The following is a 16,309-nucleotide window of genomic DNA, read 5'->3' on the forward strand; positions in this document are numbered from 1 at the left end:
ACGGGCAGGAGACATTCGCGAAACGCATACCCGTCGTCATTTCCAATGACGACGGGTATCATATCTAAAAAGAGGATACGCCAAGGATGAGCCTCCCCCGCGCCCTGATCTTCGCCCTGCTGGCCTGTATCAGCATCGCCCTGCCCGCTGCCGCACAGATTCACGCCACGGCCTCGCTCGATACAGGCTGGCGCTTTCTGAGGGCCGATGTCAAAGGCGCCGAAGCCCCCGCCTTTGACGACAGCGCGTGGCGCGTGGCCACCCTGCCCCACACGGCCAATGCCGGCGATGGCGAAGACGGCCCGACGGCGGGCAAAAGCGACTATTACCGCGGCACCATGTGGTATCGCAAAGCCATCGACCTGAAGGCCCTGCCCGCCAGCAAGCGGCTCTATCTGCAATTCGACGGCGCGGCGCTGGTCAGCGACGTGTTCGTCAACGGCACCTTTGTCGGGCGGCACGAAGGCGGTTACGCCACCTTCCGGTTTGATATTTCGCCTTACGTCACCGCCGGGCGCAATGTGATCGCCGTGCGCGTGTCCAACGCCGTCTGGCCGCACATCGCGCCGCCGGGCGGGGATTTCACTGTGTATGGCGGGCTCTATCGCGGCGTCTCTCTGATCGAAGCGCGCGAGGCCGGGTTTGACTGGCTCGATCATGGCTCACCCGCCGTCGCCGTCACCACGCCCACCGTCTCCACCCAAAGCGCGACCCTGAATATCCGCGTCGGCCTGCGCAACCATCGCGCTCAGGCGGCGCGCCTGATTGTGCAAACGCGCATTTTCGACGCCTCGGGCACCCCGGTCTTGAGCGTTTCCAAGGCCGTCAATGTCGCCGCCAACGGCACGGCCATGGCTGACCTGAAAGGCGAACTGCGAGCGCCGCGCCTGTGGAATGGGCGGAAAGACCCGTACCTCTATTCGGCGGTGACCGAAATCAGCGACGACCGCGCCACGCTGGACCGCAATTCGGTCGCCTTTGGCATTCGCACGGTGCGTTTCGATGCGCAAAAGGGGCTTTTGCTCAATGGCCAGCCCTATGAGGTCAATGGCGTCAACCTGCACGCCAGCCGCGCGGGCAAGGGCGGGGCGATCACCCCAGCCGATATCGTCGAAGACTTCAACCTGATCGACGAGATGGGGGCGACGGCGGTGCGGCTGGTCCACTATCCGCACGCCGAAACGGCCTATGACGAAGCCGACCGGCGCGGGCTTCTGGTCCTCACCGAGATTCCGCTGGTTGGCACCTTGCCCCCCGTCACCGAAGCCTTACGCGCCAATGCGGCGCAGCAACTGCGCGAACTGATCCGGCAGAACATCAACCACCCCTCCGTGATCGCCTGGGGACTGGGCAACGAACTGCACGGCGAAACCGCGACGGTCAGCGGCCTGTTCCGCGAACTGAATACGCTGGCCAAGACCGAAGATCCGACGCGGGCGACGATCTACGCCCATTGCTGCGTCGCCGACGACGATGCCCGCGCCCTCGTCACCGATCAGCTCGGCTTCAACCGCTATTTCGGCTGGTATCCGGAGCAGAAGGGCACGCTGGGCGACTGGGCCGACGCCTATCACAAGCGTTTCCCGACCAAGCCCTTCGCCGTCACCGAATACGGCGCAGGCGGCAGCGTCGCGCATCAGGACGACACCCCAGGTGCGGTCGTGCCCGCCTCCGGCTGGCACCCGGAGCAATATCAGGCGCTGTATCACGAAACCAACTGGGCCATGCTGAAGGCCCGCCCCTTCATCTGGGGCCGGTTCGTGTGGCAGATGTTCGACGCGGCCTCGGACGGGCGCAACGAAGGCGAGCAGTCGGGCATCAACGACAAAGGCCTCGTCACCTATGACCGCAAGACGCGCAAGGACGCCTTCTGGTTCTACAAGGCGCAATGGTCGAAGGCCCCGGTGGTCTATATCACCTCACGCCGCTTCAACCAGCGCTCTGAGCCGCGCGCCGATGTGAAGATCTACACCAATCAGCCGCAGATCACCCTGACGGTCAATGGCGCGAAGCTGGCGACGCAAAATGCCGTTAATGGCGTGGTGATCTTCAAAAGCGTGCCGCTCAATCCCGGCGTCAATACGATACAGGCCGAAAACGGCGCCTATTACGACCGCGTGCGCTGGGCCTACATGACGCCCATGGACTCCCTTATCCCCACACCCTGACATTGAATACACTTTGCATTTGCCACAAGGGCGATTAAGCAAGCGGTATTCACAAAGGATTATCGCATCGTGTCGCCCCGCCCCCGCCTTCAGGATATTGCCCGCATCGCCGGCGTGTCGGTGGCCACCGTATCGCGCGCCCTGTCCGATTCGCCGTCGGTCAACCGCGTCACCAAGCGGCGCATCTGGTCGATTGCGCGCGAGCACAACTATTTCAGCGATGCCGAAGCGCCGGTGCCGATGTCAGGCGCCAATGCCACCATCGCCATCGTCATCCCGCCGCCGCACGGGCGCGAAGGGCGCTTCTCTGATCCCTTCTATCTGGAAATGATCTCCGATGTCGGCGAAGCGGCGCGCGATATGGGCTGCGACCTGCTGCTGTCGCACCTGACGCCCAAGAACCAGCACGACCTGACGTCGCTGATGCACAATATCCGCGCCGACGGCGTGATCTTTCTGGGGCAATCCTACCTGCACGAACGCTTCAACCACCTGATGAAGTCGCACCGCAACTTCATCGTCTGGGGGGCGGAGATCGCCGGTCAGACCTATTGCAGCGTTGGTTCGGACAATCTGCACGGCGGGGCGCGCGCCACGGCGCATCTGGCGCGGCTGGGGCGGCGGCGCATCGCCTATCTGGGCGATGTCGGCGAAGCCCCGGAAATGAAGCAGCGTTATCAGGGTTATCTCAATGCGCTCAATGCCGCCGGGCTCGACTTCGACCCGCAACTGATCGTGCCCTGTCACTTCGAAATGGAGTCGGCGCAGGCCGCCGTCACCCACCTCCTGTACAAGGGCATAGAATTTGACGGCATCTTTGCCGCCTCGGACATCATTGCGCTGGGGGCTATCAAGGGGCTGACGCGCGGCGGGCGCAACGTGCCGCAGGACGTCTCGGTCGTCGGCTACGACAATATCCAGCTCGCCGCCTATGCCCACCCCATGCTGACCACCATCTCACAGGAACTGGCGCGCGCCGGACGCCTGATGGTGTCGAAGCTGCTGGGGTCGCTCAACGAAGGCGAGATGCTGTCCGAGCGTCTTTCGACCGAACTGGTCGTGCGCGAATCCTGCGGCGGGTAAAACCCTCAGATTGACGTTACGTTACATGTTAGCGCTATCGTGAATTTTGCATAATTTTGTAATTTTTTGCATTAAATTGCAAAAACAGTACCTTTGATATTGCAGGTGATGGCGAGATATTTCCCTCGCAAATGCGAGAAAAAGCGGGCAAATCTGGCTTATTCTCGTACAATTGCGCGCAAAACGTTACATCAGAGCCACAAACAGCCTCAAAGCGTACAGGAAATCCAACGCAATATTTTCACTCGGTTGCAAAAATATTAACTCCGTGTCATAGACCCCGGACACGGCCCGACAGAGGCCGGTTATTGAGAAGTTACAGGGACCAGAGTGTTGCCACGCGAACCAGAAGAGTTTGCGATCCATAAGAGACAGTCAGGAAGGCTCTACATCATGAAAACCGGACACGGCACTTTCCGCCGCGCCACCTTGCTCTGCAGCGGAGCGGGCATCGCGCTCGTCACCTCGCTGGCCCTGTCGGCGCCCGTCATGGCGCAGGACACCGCAGCGAAACAGGCTGACGATGGCGTCACCGAGGTGGTCGTCTCAGGTATCCGTCGCGGTATCCAGGACGCCATTTCCGCCAAGCGTAATTCGACCTCCATCGTCGAAGCCGTCTCGGCTGAAGACATCGGCAAGCTGCCGGATCAGTCGATCGCCGAATCCATCGCCCGCCTGCCCGGCATCGCGGCGCAGCGCACCAATGGCCGCGCCCAGTCGCTGAGCGTGCGCGGTCTGGGGCCGGACTTCACCGTCACCACGCTCAATGGCCGTGAACAGGTTTCGACCAATGACGGCCGTGGCGTCGAATTCGACCAGTATCCGTCGGAGCTGATCTCTCAGGTTCTGGTGTACAAGACGCCGAACGCCTCCATGCCAACGCAAGGCATCGCCGGTACGGCTGATCTGCGCACCGTGCGCCCGCTGTCGTTCGGCAAGCAGGTCGTCGCGCTCAACTATCGCCGCGAGCAGAACTCCAACGACGCCTTTATCGGCGGGTCGAGCAATACCGGCAACCGCTACGCCGTCACCTATATCGACCAGTTCTTCAACAAGACTCTGGGGGTGGCCATCGGCTACGCCTCGACCTCTTCGCCGTCGCAACTGCAAAAATGGGAAGCGTGGGGCTATACGCGTAACTTCTACGGCACCAACAACACCATCATCGACGGCGCCAAGCCCGAAGTCGCCTCGTCCAACCTTGACCGCGACGGCCTGATGGCCGTGCTGGAATGGAAGCCGAACGACCGTCTGCACATGACCGTCGATGCCTACCATTCGGAGTTCAACGAGACGCAACTGCGTTCGCGCATCGAATTCCCGCTGTTCAACCCGGCCAACAATACGGGTTCGACTGCCTGCCCGACGGGCTGCGCCGGGGCCGCCGTGCCGCCGGGCTGGGATGGTCAGACGCGCCTCGTCTCCTACACCGCCTCCAACGGTCTGGTGAACAGCGCCACCTTCTCCGGCATCAAGACGGTGCTGGGCAACTACGTCACGCAGCGTGAAGCCACGCTCGACAATATCGGCTGGAACACCCGCTATCGCCTCAGCGACAACTGGCTGCTCGAAGCCGACCTGTCGCACGCCAAGGTCGATCGCACGGACCTGATTCTGGAAACCACCGCCGGTACGGGCCTTGACGGTTCGGGCGCGCTCGACACCGTGACCATCAAGCAGTCGGGTCAGCAAGGGGCCACCATCACCTCGGCGCTCGACTACACCAATTATAGCACCATCTTCCTGACCGACCCGCGCGGCTGGGGCGGCGGTACGCAGGCCGGTTACCTCAAGAACCCGACGATTGTGGACGAACTGGACATCATCCGTCTGGCCGCCACGCGCACCTTCGACAACAACCCACTGTTCTCGAAAGTCTCGTTCGGTATCAACCGCACGGAGCGTTCGAAGTCGAAGGTCGGCAACGAAGGCACGCTCACCCTGTCGAAGGCGGCCACGCCGGTCCCGATGTCGATGGCCGTGCCGGAACAGTATCGTCGCGGCACCACGGCGCTCGACTTCATCGGTATCAAGGGCATGATCTCCTATGATGCGCTCGGCATGTACAACGACGGCGTCTATACCTTCCGTCGTAACGTCGCGGCCAATGCCATCAAGAACACGTGGGCCGTGGATGAAACCGTCACCACCCTGTACGTCATGGCCGACATCAATACCGAGCTGCTGGGCAAGCCGCTTCTGGGCAATATCGGCGTCCAGCAGCAGCACGCCGAACAGACGGCGACCTCCATCTATACCGGCGGCACGGTGTCGCCGGATAAGGGTCAGGTCATCACGGGCGGCACCGACTATAATGACGTCCTGCCCAGCCTGAACCTGAGCTGGGAAATCTTCGACAACACACAACTGCGCTTCGCCGCGGCCAAGACGCTGTCGCGTCCGAAGATGGAGGACATGTCGGCGGGCTTCAGCTATGACACCTGCCGCAATCCCTGCGCCACGGTGACGGGCACGGGCGGCACCACCAACTACTACTGGACGGCCAATGGCGGCAATCCGGCGCTGGAGCCCTGGCGGGCGACCTCTTTCGACCTGTCGATCGAAAAATACTTCGGTCGCAAGGGCTATGTGGCGCTGGCCCTGTTCAAGAAGGACCTGACCTCCTACGTCTTCGACGCGCGCACCACCTATGACTTCAGCGACACGACGAAGTTTGCGGTCAATCCGAACCAGTTGGGGGCCGGCCTGCCGGCGCACCCGGCCCAGACCAACCGCGTGGGCATCTATTCGACCAAGCTGAATGGCGATGGCGGCTATATCCGTGGCCTCGAATTCTCGGCCTCCATTCCGGGTGAGCTGATCACGCCGTGGCTGGACGGGTTCGGGGTGATCTACAGCTTCACCAAGAACGAGTCGGAAATCAAGCCAAACGGCACGACGGCCATCCCCATCCCCGGCCTGTCGGAGAAGGTGGAAAACACCACCGTCTATTATGAAAAGTACGGCTTCTCGGCCCGCGTCTCGCAGCGCAAGCGCGATGACTTCCTGGGTGAAGTGCCCGACTATCAGAACAATGCCGAACTGGTCATGGTGAAGGGCGAATCGATCGTCGATGCGCAGCTCTCCTACACCTTCCAGAGCGGCCCGTTGAAGGACCTCAGCATCCTGCTGCAAGGCAACAACCTGACCAACGAGCCGTTCATGACCTACTACTCGACCCCGGCCGAAGTGCGTAAGTACGAAGACTACGGTTCGAGCTACATCATCGGTATCAACTACAAGTTCTGATGGCTCAGAACATCCCCGGTCGGAGCGGAAACGCATCGACCGGGTACTGGACACCCGCTTCGGCGGGTGTTTTGTTTTCACCCTCTCCTCTTTATCCGGGAACAGGCATGGCCGATACAATCAAGCGCATCGTTATTGCCGGTGGCGGCACGGCCGGATGGATGACCGCCGCCGCCCTGTCGCAGATCATGGGGGAGCAACTCAGCCTCACCCTGATCGAGTCCGAAGAGATCGGCTCGGTCGGCGTCGGCGAAGCGACCATCCCGATGATCGCGCACTTCAACGCCCTCTTACGTCTCGACGAAAACGACTTCCTGCGCGAGACAAAAGGCACGATCAAGCTCGGCATCGCCTTTGAAGGCTGGCGGCACGAAGGCCATAGCTATATGCACGCCTTTGGCACGCTGGGGCGCGATCTGGGCTCGGTGCCGTTTCATCACTACTGGCTTCAGGCGCATCTCGACGGGCAGGACGACGATCTGTGGGCCTATTCGCTGAACGAACGCGCCGCCTACGCCAACCGTTTCGCACCGCTGAACCAGATCCCCAATACGCCCCTGCCGGGCATACCCTATGCCTATCATTTCGATGCCTCGCTCTATGCCCTCTATCTGCGCCGACTGGCCGAAGCGAATGGGGCGCGACGCATCGAAGGGCGCATCCGCGACATCGCCCTGCACGCCGAAACGGGCCATGTGACGCGCCTCAGCCTTGAGGACGGCCAACAGTTTGAGGGCGATCTGTTTATCGACTGTTCCGGCTTTCGCGGCCTTTTGATCGAAGGGGCGCTGAAAACCGGCGTCGAAAGCTGGAAACACCTGTTGCCGTGCGACCGCGCTTGGGCGGTGCCGTGCGAAAGCGTCTCACCGCTCACCCCCTACACGCGCTCCATCGCCCGCGAAGCCGGTTGGCAGTGGCGCATACCGCTTCAGCACCGCACTGGTAATGGCTATGTCTTCTGTAGCGACCATATCTCGGAGGACGAGGCCGCCACCCGCCTGTTGTCGCGGCTGGATGGTCAGGCGCTGGCCGATCCGCGCTTAATTCGCTTTGAAACCGGGCGGCGGCGTCTTCAGTGGAACGGCAATGTCATCGCGCTCGGCCTGTCGTCCGGCTTTATCGAGCCGCTGGAGTCGACCTCTATCCACCTCATCCAGTCGGGCATAGCGCGCCTGATCACCCTCTTCCCGCACGCCGGTTTCGACCCGGCTGTGGTAGCCGAATATAACCGCCAGAGCGCGCTGGAATTCGAGCTGATCCGCGACTTCATCATCCTGCACTACCACGCCAATGAGCGGCACGGCGAAGCTTTCTGGGATCAGGTGCGCCACATGGCCATCCCCGACGCGCTGGCGCACAAGATGGCGCTGTTCCGCGCCTCTGGCCTGATTCAGCCCAACCCCAACGACCTGTTTCAGCTTCCCGCCTGGCTTCAGGTCATGGTGGGGCAGAATGTCCGCTCCGCCGCCGCGCACCCCTTCGTCGCCGCCGTGCCCGATGCCGCGCGTCAGGACTATCTGGCCAATCTGCGCACCATTATCGGGCGGGCGGCAGACGGCCTGCCGACGCACGAGGCCTATATCGCCCAGCATTGCCGCGCGGTGTAATTCGCTATCGGCGGCTTAAGGACGGTTACGGACGCACACATTTAATTTTTATTTTCGGAACGCTACCCATAAGGCCATAGTAAATGCGGGGCCTGATGCTCCCTTGCCTGCTGAGAGACGCCTTATGATCGAAAAGAAGAACACCATTCTTGTGGTCGATGACGAAGACGAAATCCGCAAGATGCTGAACATCTTCCTCGATGTCGCCGATTTCAAGGTCGTCGAGAGCGAGAACGGTAAGCAGGCCATTCGCCTGTCGGCTTCGGTCAAGCCTGATCTGATCCTGCTCGATCTGGGCCTGCCCGATATCGACGGCAAGGAGGTCATTCAGACCATCCGTCAGTGGTCGAATGTGCCGATCATCGTGCTGACCGCGCGCTCGGAAGATATGGACGCCGCCCCGGCCCTCAATCTGGGCGCCGACGACTATGTGACCAAGCCGTTTTCCGCCGAGGTCCTGCTGGCGCGCATCAACGCCAATCTGCGTAAGTCGGTCGTGCGCGAAGTGGGTGAACCCGATGTGGTCAATGGCCCGATCCGCATGGACCTTGTCCGCCACGAAGTGTTTATCGACGAAAAGAAGGTCCCCTTCACGCCGAAGGAATACGACCTGCTGCGCTTCTTCCTCGTCAACCGCGGCCGTATGCTGACGCACAAGCAGATCCTCAAAGAGGTCTGGGGCCCGGCCCACGTGGACGACACCCAGTATCTGCGCGTCTATATCGGTCAGGTGCGCGAAAAGCTGGAAACCAAGCCGGGGCTGTCGAAGTCCATCGTCTCGGAATCCGGTATCGGTTACCGCATGGAGATCGTCGCCGAAACCGCGGCCTGATCACCCCCGGATCAGGTCCTTAAGGGCGCCTCCCCCGATCGCCCTTCGGCCCCCTCCCTGCGAAGAAACGGCGGCCCCCGTCCCCTGGGGCCGCCGTTTGTTATTTTGAGCCGTGTTATACCAACGGCCGAAGATGCTGACCGCATCCGGCCGTTGAAGAAACGAGAATTTCTCATATATATCAATTACATGAGAAATTCTCGAACGGAATACCAAGAGTCATTTCCAATGACCCTTGGTATTAAGCCGAATGAGACTTCCTCACCGCGCGTCTCGAGGCGCGGCCAGCCCACACAGACAACAGCGCCAAAGCCAAAACGGCGCCCTCGCCCACAATCGGGGGCAAATCCATATGATTCACATAGCCGGTCAGCGGCATGTCAAACCTTATCCAGAAGACCGCATAGGTATAGGTCATATAGGTCAGGACAGACAAGATCGCGGTCGCCCATAACCGGCGCGGCCACACCATGCCGATTACACACCACAGGCTGGCTTTTGGGAACTGACTCAGGACATAGCCCATCGTGCCCTCAGGGCTTGGCAAGGTAATTTCCCACCAGAACCTTGACAGGGGCTCCAATAAAAACGGAAAGGCCAGACAGGTTACAAGCCAAACCCCGTCGGCCTGCAACCGCCATCCGGCGGCGGCACCGAGACAGCCCAGCGCCCAGCCACTGCGTCCGCGCGTCAGCGCCGCATATTCGCCCTGCATGGCCGCAAACCACGCGGTCTGCGCCCTGGGCGTCAGCCATTGCGCCAGCGTCATCATCATATTGGCAACCATCAGGCCCCCCTTGGTTCTGGATTGAGTGCAGTCTTAAAATTCTCGGCCTCTACCCGAGCCGCGGCGATGAGCGCGGCACGTCCCTGTCCGGTCAGACGGTAGGCATGGCGCGGCGGACGTCCCGGCTTTTCCGGTTCCAGCCACTGCCCCTCGACCAGCCCGCGCTCGCTCAGCCGGATCAGGATGGGATAGAGGCTGCCCGATTTGAGCCCTGTGGCCGTCGCCAGTTCCAGCCCATAGAGCCAACCTTGCCCGGCCGCGCTCAGGGCGGTCAGAACAGACAGGGTTTGAGGCGACGGACGGCGGTGTCTTTGGGTCATAACCACAAACTATATATATGTAGAGTTATGTCAAGCGCGATGGTCACGCGCCTTACCCGGCGCTTACGGACGCAGACTTTGCCCCGTTTTGTATCCTTACGCGGTCAGCGCGATGCTGGTTTCAGCAACAAACATCCCTATGGAGGATTTCCAATGCTGAGATGGGTCATCACCTTCTTCATTCTGGCGGTTGTGGCCGCCCTGTTCGGCTTTACGGGCCTCGCTGGCACGTTTGCCGATATCGCCAAGTTCATCGCCGTGGTCTTTGTGGTGCTGTTTATCGCCGGTCTGGTCTACAGCGCGTTGACCGGACGCCGCTCAAGCCCACCGATGTGAGGCCATTAAATCCCTGACACAAAACCCCGCCCTCACCGGCGGGGTTTTTTACTTCGCTAGGAAGGCCGCCGTGGCCTGCACGGTTTCCCTCGCATAGAGGATGCGGCGGTGGCCCAGTCCGGGCAAGGGATGCAGGGTCACGTGGTCCCCGGCCGCGGCAAAGCTTTCGGCGCTGAGGAACAGCACCTCCTGATCCTCCGGCGCGTGCAGCACCAGTGTCGGCAACGGATGGGCCTTGAGGATCGCGTCGCCCATAAAGGCTTCGACCGGATGGCCGGTCAGGCGCTTCACATGGTCTTTGAGATGCCCCGTGGCCTCTGGCGACAGGTCGTGGCGGCGCGCAAACGTATCGAAGACGCGCGGCATGGAACAGGGGGCGGCGATCAGCACCAGCCGCCCGTAGTGAAGCGGCGGCAGGTCACCGACCAGCCCCGACAAACCCGCAAAGGCCACCGCGCCCCCAAACGAATGGGCGACCACGCCGTGCCACGGCCCGGTGACGGCGTGCAGCGCGTGCAGGGCCGCCACCCCCAGCGCCACGTGCAGGCGCTCACCATCGGACCGCCCGTGCCCCGGAAAATCGAGCGCCACCACGTCGAAGCCTTCGCTGACCAGCGACTCGACAAAGAAGGTCATCACCGCCGCCTGACCGGTCCAGCCGTGCAGCAGCACCACCGTCCCACGACCGCTTCCAGCAAAGCGATAGGCCTGAAGCTCGCCCCCCTGAAACGGGATGCGCAGCGCCTCAGCGGCGCTCAGGCGTTCGGCCACCCGCGCCATGCCCTTTTGCGCCGCCTCGTTCAGCGGTTCCGGCGTGCAGAACAGCTCAAACAGACGGTCGGCCTGCGCCTTGGGCGATTCCGTCGCGGCATCCGGTTGCACAGTCATCAATCACGGCCTATTCTGTTCAAGATTGAACCATAATTAGTTCAATCTTGAACAAATCACAAGGACGGAAATGACGCAAGACACCCCGGCCCCGACCGGCCTCATGCCGTGGGAGTTGCCGCGTTTTCGCAACTGGATCGCCGTGGCGCGCGCCCACCAGATCGTCGAACGCACGCTCAATGCCCGGCTGGCTCCGCACGGGGTGCGTATCGCCCACCACGATATTCTGGCCAATATCTACCGCTTTGCCGGTCTGACGCAGAATGAGCTGGCGCAGCGGCTATTGGTCGGGCGCTCCAACCTGTCCATGCTGCTGCCGGAGCTGGAAAAGCGCGGCCTGATCGAACGGCGCAGCGATGCGGCGGACAAGCGCGTGCGGCGGCTGTGGCTGACCGAGGCGGGACGCGCCCTGACCGAACAGACACTCGCCGTGCAGGCGGGCGTGGTGACCGATATGATGACGATCCTTAGCGACGCCGAATGTCAGGCGCTGGGCGACTATATGCGCCGCATCACGGCCAGCATGGCGCAATGGGCCGACTCCGATCGGGTTTAAACCAGCACCGCCGTTTTCAAAAGACGATCCGCCAGTTCGAGCAACTGCCTGCCCTCAAACGGCTTGGCGATACCGACGTCGGCCCCGATGCGGCCAGTGGCATTCAGCGCATCGGTTTCGCTGAGCTGTCCATCCAGACCCGCCGACATGGCGATCACTGGCACGGCAGGCCAAGTCTGTTTGATATAGCTCATGCCCTTGATACCGCCCATACCCGGCATAAAGACGTCACAGACCACCAGATCGACGTGAGCAATATCGACATCGCGGAAGGCCGCCTCCATCGATTCGGCATCCGACACGCGATAGCCACCAAATTCCAACGCGCCGCGGATAAAGCTGCGCAGGGTGCGGCTGTCGTCGATCACCAGCACATGCTTTTTTCGTGTGCGCGTACTCAGGTCCTTGAACGCCGTCTGAAAGATGCGCCGCACGTCACCTTCGCCGAACGGCTTGCGCAAGATGAAATCGGCGCGCGCCTGACGCGCCTTGCGCAGGGTCTCCTCGATGCTTTCCTGCGATGACCCCGCCGTCATCAGGATAATCGGGGCCGTCCCGCTGCGTTTGCGAAAGGCCTCAATGTGCGCCAGCCCATTCGTGGTGCCGACAAAGATGTCCATAAACAGCGCCTGCACCGAAAAGGAGCTGAGCGCATCATAACCTTCGCGGAAGGTCGGAAAATGGATGTGGCTCCATCCGGGTTGCGCCGAAATCAATCGGCCGATCATCTGCGCCTGCACGGCGCTGTCTTCGATAATGAGCGCGGTCGAATGGGTCATGCGGTCCTGAGACGATCCTGTATCTGGCGGGGAGGGCCTTGGGTATGCCCCCGGTTGCGGTGGCAATACTGAACTCTGCGGTTCGCAACGTCTTTTAAAGGAGGCCTGTTAAGCCTTGGTAACCAAAACGGCGGGCGCGCATGACAAATCGCTCCGCGTTATCGATCCCCACCCGGCGGGGCCAGATGCACCGGCACATAGAGGCTGAACACCGCGCCGGTTTCCGGGTGGTTGCGCACCTCGATACGCCCGCCCAGAAGCGTCATGATCAGCTCAGCGATCGACAGGCCCAGACCCGTCCCGGCATTTTGCTGATCCTGCTTTTGCAGGCGCGTATATTTGTTGAAGATGGCGCGCATCTTGTCCGGCGGGATGCCGGGGCCGTGGTCGCGCACGTGCACAAAGGCTTCGTCGCCGGATGCACCATAGTCGATATCGACCACCGGGGCCTTACCTGTGTGTTTCAGCGCGTTTTCGATAATCAGCCCAACCACGCGCGACAAAAGCACCGTATCCGTGTGAAAGGCTTCGGCGCCGCCCAGATCGTGCAGGCGAATCTCGCCCTTGTCCTTCAATGGCCCCAGCCGCGTGATCGAATCGCGGATCAGCGGCGTCAGATTGGCCGTCTCCTCGCGCGGCTGCACGGCGCGGCTTTCCAGCTTGGCCATGTCGAGGATGTTGGTGATGAACTTGTCGAGGCGATAGGCTTCGGACAGGGCCGAATTGATCAGCGACCGGCGCTTCTCCTCCGACAGCTTGGCTTCGAGCAGGGTATAGACTTCCAGCGAGCCGATAATGGTCGCCAGGGGGGTTTTCAGGTCGTGGGATACGGCGGATAACATCTGACGGTACAGCGCTTCCTTGAGTTGGGTCTCTTCCGACGGATCAAGCCCCGGAGCCGGTTCTGCCTTGTCCACCTTGACCTCTGTATCCATAACCAACCCCGAATGGGTATCTGTGGTCAGAGACATATCTTATTCCGGTACACAAGGCCAAGCGAAACACCCCATCGGGTCATTAAAAACAACCGCCAGAGGACAGAGATTACTGGGTTTGCATAAACTGCCCGCGCAACGCGCCTTGCAGACGGGTGATACGGCGAAGCGCGCGGTTCAGTTCGTCGATCAGGCGGCCCTGATCAGGCGTCGCCACCTGACCACCCTCGCCTTCCAGCCGCAGATAGTCGTCAAGCTGCGCCGCCAGATGCACGCGCGCCTCTTCCAGCATGGTCAGCCCGGTTTCCCCCAGTTGCCGCGCGGCCTCAAGCCCTTCGGCGTAGCGCGTCGCCCAGGCGTTGAGGCGCGAAATCTGCGCCTTCACATCGCTTTTGAGGTGCACGGTTTCCACCCCGCTCAGCAGGTCCTGAAGATCATTCCTCAGGTGCTGCGCGTCTTCGATATCGAGGGTGAAATCCACCGGCACAGACGCCGCTTTTTCAGCCTCCGGCGCGGGGTTGGGGGCCTCATAGGCTGCGGCTTCCGCGGGCGGATCAGCCGGTCGGGCGGAGGTCAGGGCGGGATCGCGTTCGACAGGGTCGGACATGGGTATCTCCTTGTCCTGAAACCCTAATCCGACCTCCGCAAGGGCGCAGTGCGGAGCGGCCACCTGCCTATAAAGGGACGGTAAAAAGCCTGAAATCCTTTGCTCATCGTCAGGCCGGGGTCAGTGCCCGCAGTTTTTGCGCCAGAAGCCCGGGCTGAATGGGCTTCGACAGATAATCGTCCATGCCCGCCTCGATACAGCGTTCGCGGTCGCCGGCCAGAGCGTGTGCCGTCACGCCGATAATGCGGTAGCGGAAGCCCCTCGCCGGCTCCAGTTCGCGGATGCGCCGCGTGGTCTCAAAGCCGTCCATCTCGTGCATCTGCACGTCCATCAGAATGGCGTGATAGGGGGTGTCGCTGTCCTTCAGCAGGGCCAGCGCCTCGATACCCGACTCCGCCGCCTCGGCCTCATAGCCCATCTCTTCCAGCATCAGAGTGGCCACCAGAACGTTCGGCGCATAGTCTTCGACGATCAGCACCCGTGGCCGCTCACCCGGCCCCGGCGGCGGCACAGGCGGGCGCTCGTCCTCGGCCACCGCCATCACCGCGACCGGCAGGCTGAGGCGCACGCTGAACAGCGAACCGCGCCCCTCTTCGCTGTCCACCGCAATCTCGCCGCCCATCACCTCAACCAGGGCCCGCGCAATCGACAGGCCCAGCCCCGACCCGCCAAAGCGCCGCGTGATCGAGGCATCGGCCTGAGTGAACTTGTCAAAAATCTGGCTGCGCTTGGCTTCGGGGATACCGATGCCGGTGTCGCGCACCGCAAGGCTCAGATCGACCCGGTCGCCACGCCTCTGCGCCTCACCGATCAGCTCGATTTCGCCGCGCGCCGTAAATTTGAGCGCGTTGGAAATCAGGTTCATCACGATCTGCTGCAAGCGCGTGCGGTCACCGCGCACCGTCACGCCCTGCGTGTTGTCGGTCAGGGCGAAATCCAGCCCCTTGCGCTCAATATCCTGCGCAAACATCATCTTAAGGTCTTCCAGCACATCGGCCGGACGAAAGGCGGTGGACTCCAGATCGATCTTATTGTCCTCAATTCTGGAAATATCGAGAAGATCATTGATCAGCCGCAACAGAAGCTGCGCATTGGTACGCAGAGTCTCTACGATCCGGTACTGATCGTCATTGAGCGGCGACTTGATCAGAATGTCCGACAGGCCCGTCACCACGTTGAGCGGCGTGCGAATCTCATGGCTCATGGTGGCCAGAAAATCGGTCTTGGCCTGCGACGCGGCCTCGGCGCGCTCCTTGGCCGCCTGAAGCTCCTGACGCTGGCGCTCGTTCTCGCGCAGCAGGCGTTCCTTGGTGAAGGCCGCCTGCATGACGGCGGGCAGCAGGTCGAGATAGGCCTGATTGATGTCCTTAACCGCATAGTCAGCCGCCCCCAGCTCCATCGCCTCCAGCGCGATGGCTTCGTCACCGCCGGCGGTGAGGATGATGACCGGCGTGGTGATCTCACGCGCCTTCAGGGCCTTCAGCATCTCCAGGCCATTCATGCCCGGCAGGTTGTAATCGAGCAGGATCAGATCAAACCCCTGCTGCACCATCACCTCCAGCCCGGCCTCGGCCGTGACGGCCAGATCGACCTCAAGGCTGTGGCGGCGAAAGCGCTTTTGCAGCAGGCGGCCCAGCGCCTCATCGTCTTCGATGTACAGGATGCGGGTCAGGGCGGGGGAAGACATCGGCATCTTATTTCACCAAGGTGTTGGGAACCTTCACCACGGCAAGCATCAGGCCCAGCTTGCGGATGGCGTCGGAGAAGTTGTCGTATTCGACCGGCTTGGTGATATAAACATTGCAGCCCAGCTCATAGCAGCGATCGATTTCGCGCGGATTATCGGTCGTGGTCAGCACGATCACCGGAATGGCGCGCGTGGACGGATCGCCCTTGAGGCGGCGCAGAATCTCATAGCCGTCGATATGCGGGATGTTGAGGTCGAGCAGCACCAGAGTCCGTTCATGGCGTTCGGCGGTCTGCGCCGCGCTGAGGTGCTCACCGAAGAAATAGTCGATGGCCGCCGCCCCGTCTTCGAAATGGCGCACCGGATTGCCGATCCCGGCGCGCTCCAGATTCTTGCGAATCAGGCGCGCGTGACCGGCATCGTCTTCGATCATGACCAAGGTGAACTGATCGTCAAAGGCAGGGACCATCATGGG

The 16,309-nt window shown here is 61.6% G+C and carries 15 protein-coding genes; 7 read left to right on the forward strand and 8 right to left on the reverse strand.

Features of this window, described 5'->3' with window-relative positions; translation table 11 throughout:
* The first annotated feature begins 86 nt into the window (after positions 1-86).
* The 5 genes from EM6_RS06915 to EM6_RS06935 all read left to right on the forward strand — a co-directional run bounded on the left by EM6_RS06915 (position 87) and on the right by EM6_RS06935 (position 8,939).
* Positions 87-2,168 carry a glycoside hydrolase family 2 protein gene (locus EM6_RS06915; RefSeq protein ID WP_126421337.1) on the forward strand — a complete coding sequence of 694 codons (2,082 nt, stop codon included), beginning with the start codon at positions 87-89 and terminating at the stop codon, positions 2,166-2,168.
* Between the two features lie 69 nt (positions 2,169-2,237).
* Positions 2,238-3,251, forward strand: a complete 1,014-nt coding sequence (locus EM6_RS06920) for a LacI family DNA-binding transcriptional regulator (protein WP_126421339.1) — start codon at positions 2,238-2,240, stop codon at positions 3,249-3,251.
* A gap of 393 nt (positions 3,252-3,644) precedes the next feature.
* Positions 3,645-6,500 (forward strand): TonB-dependent receptor, encoded by a 2,856-nt coding sequence (locus tag EM6_RS06925; RefSeq protein WP_126421341.1) that lies wholly within the window; start codon positions 3,645-3,647, stop codon positions 6,498-6,500.
* Positions 6,501-6,607: 107 nt separating this feature from the next.
* Entirely contained in the window at positions 6,608-8,107 is a 1,500-nt protein-coding gene (locus tag EM6_RS06930) for a tryptophan halogenase family protein (protein ID WP_126421343.1), read from the forward strand.
* 124 nt (positions 8,108-8,231) lie between these two features.
* On the forward strand, positions 8,232-8,939 hold the full coding sequence (locus EM6_RS06935) for a response regulator (protein WP_013479481.1): 708 nt from the start codon (positions 8,232-8,234) through the stop codon (positions 8,937-8,939).
* A 241-nt stretch (positions 8,940-9,180) separates the two neighbouring features.
* Here the strand turns inward: EM6_RS06935 and EM6_RS06940 are convergent, their stop codons facing one another.
* Together EM6_RS06940 and EM6_RS06945 are read right to left on the reverse strand one after the other, a co-directional pair.
* Positions 9,181-9,714, reverse strand: a complete 534-nt coding sequence (locus EM6_RS06940; protein WP_126421345.1) for a hypothetical protein — start codon at positions 9,712-9,714, stop codon at positions 9,181-9,183.
* An 11-nt stretch (positions 9,715-9,725) separates the two neighbouring features.
* The gene (locus tag EM6_RS06945) at positions 9,726-10,046 is read right to left on the reverse strand and encodes a PadR family transcriptional regulator (RefSeq protein ID WP_126421346.1); all 321 of its coding nucleotides are present in this window, start codon (positions 10,044-10,046) and stop codon (positions 9,726-9,728) included.
* A gap of 153 nt (positions 10,047-10,199) precedes the next feature.
* Between EM6_RS06945 and EM6_RS06950 the strand changes: the two genes are divergently transcribed.
* On the forward strand, positions 10,200-10,382 hold the full coding sequence (locus EM6_RS06950; protein ID WP_013479482.1) for a DUF1328 domain-containing protein: 183 nt from the start codon (positions 10,200-10,202) through the stop codon (positions 10,380-10,382).
* A 48-nt stretch (positions 10,383-10,430) separates the two neighbouring features.
* On the opposite strand, the gene EM6_RS06955 is transcribed toward EM6_RS06950, so the two are convergent.
* The gene (locus tag EM6_RS06955; RefSeq protein ID WP_126421348.1) at positions 10,431-11,270 is read right to left on the reverse strand and encodes an alpha/beta hydrolase; all 840 of its coding nucleotides are present in this window, start codon (positions 11,268-11,270) and stop codon (positions 10,431-10,433) included.
* A gap of 70 nt (positions 11,271-11,340) precedes the next feature.
* Between EM6_RS06955 and EM6_RS06960 the strand changes: the two genes are divergently transcribed.
* Positions 11,341-11,826: a MarR family winged helix-turn-helix transcriptional regulator gene (locus EM6_RS06960; RefSeq protein WP_126421350.1), complete on the forward strand. Its 486-nt coding sequence runs from the start codon at positions 11,341-11,343 to the stop codon at positions 11,824-11,826.
* Here EM6_RS06960 and EM6_RS06965 read toward each other — a convergent pair.
* From EM6_RS06965 to EM6_RS06985, 5 genes are all read right to left on the reverse strand, one after another.
* Positions 11,823-12,605 (reverse strand): response regulator, encoded by a 783-nt coding sequence (locus EM6_RS06965; protein ID WP_126421352.1) that lies wholly within the window; start codon positions 12,603-12,605, stop codon positions 11,823-11,825. The genes EM6_RS06960 and EM6_RS06965 overlap by 4 nt on opposite strands.
* A gap of 158 nt (positions 12,606-12,763) precedes the next feature.
* On the reverse strand, positions 12,764-13,576 hold the full coding sequence (locus EM6_RS06970) for a sensor histidine kinase (RefSeq protein WP_126421354.1): 813 nt from the start codon (positions 13,574-13,576) through the stop codon (positions 12,764-12,766).
* 73 nt (positions 13,577-13,649) lie between these two features.
* Complete coding sequence (locus EM6_RS06975; protein WP_126421356.1) at positions 13,650-14,147, reverse strand: hypothetical protein; 498 nt, start codon at positions 14,145-14,147, stop codon at positions 13,650-13,652.
* Positions 14,148-14,256: 109 nt separating this feature from the next.
* The gene (locus EM6_RS06980; RefSeq protein WP_232037016.1) at positions 14,257-15,834 is read right to left on the reverse strand and encodes a response regulator; all 1,578 of its coding nucleotides are present in this window, start codon (positions 15,832-15,834) and stop codon (positions 14,257-14,259) included.
* A 7-nt stretch (positions 15,835-15,841) separates the two neighbouring features.
* Positions 15,842-16,306: a response regulator gene (locus EM6_RS06985; protein WP_126421360.1), complete on the reverse strand. Its 465-nt coding sequence runs from the start codon at positions 16,304-16,306 to the stop codon at positions 15,842-15,844.
* Positions 16,307-16,309 lie beyond the last annotated feature (3 nt).

The organism is Asticcacaulis excentricus, from assembly GCF_003966695.1.
GTDB lineage: Bacteria > Pseudomonadota > Alphaproteobacteria > Caulobacterales > Caulobacteraceae > Asticcacaulis > Asticcacaulis excentricus_A.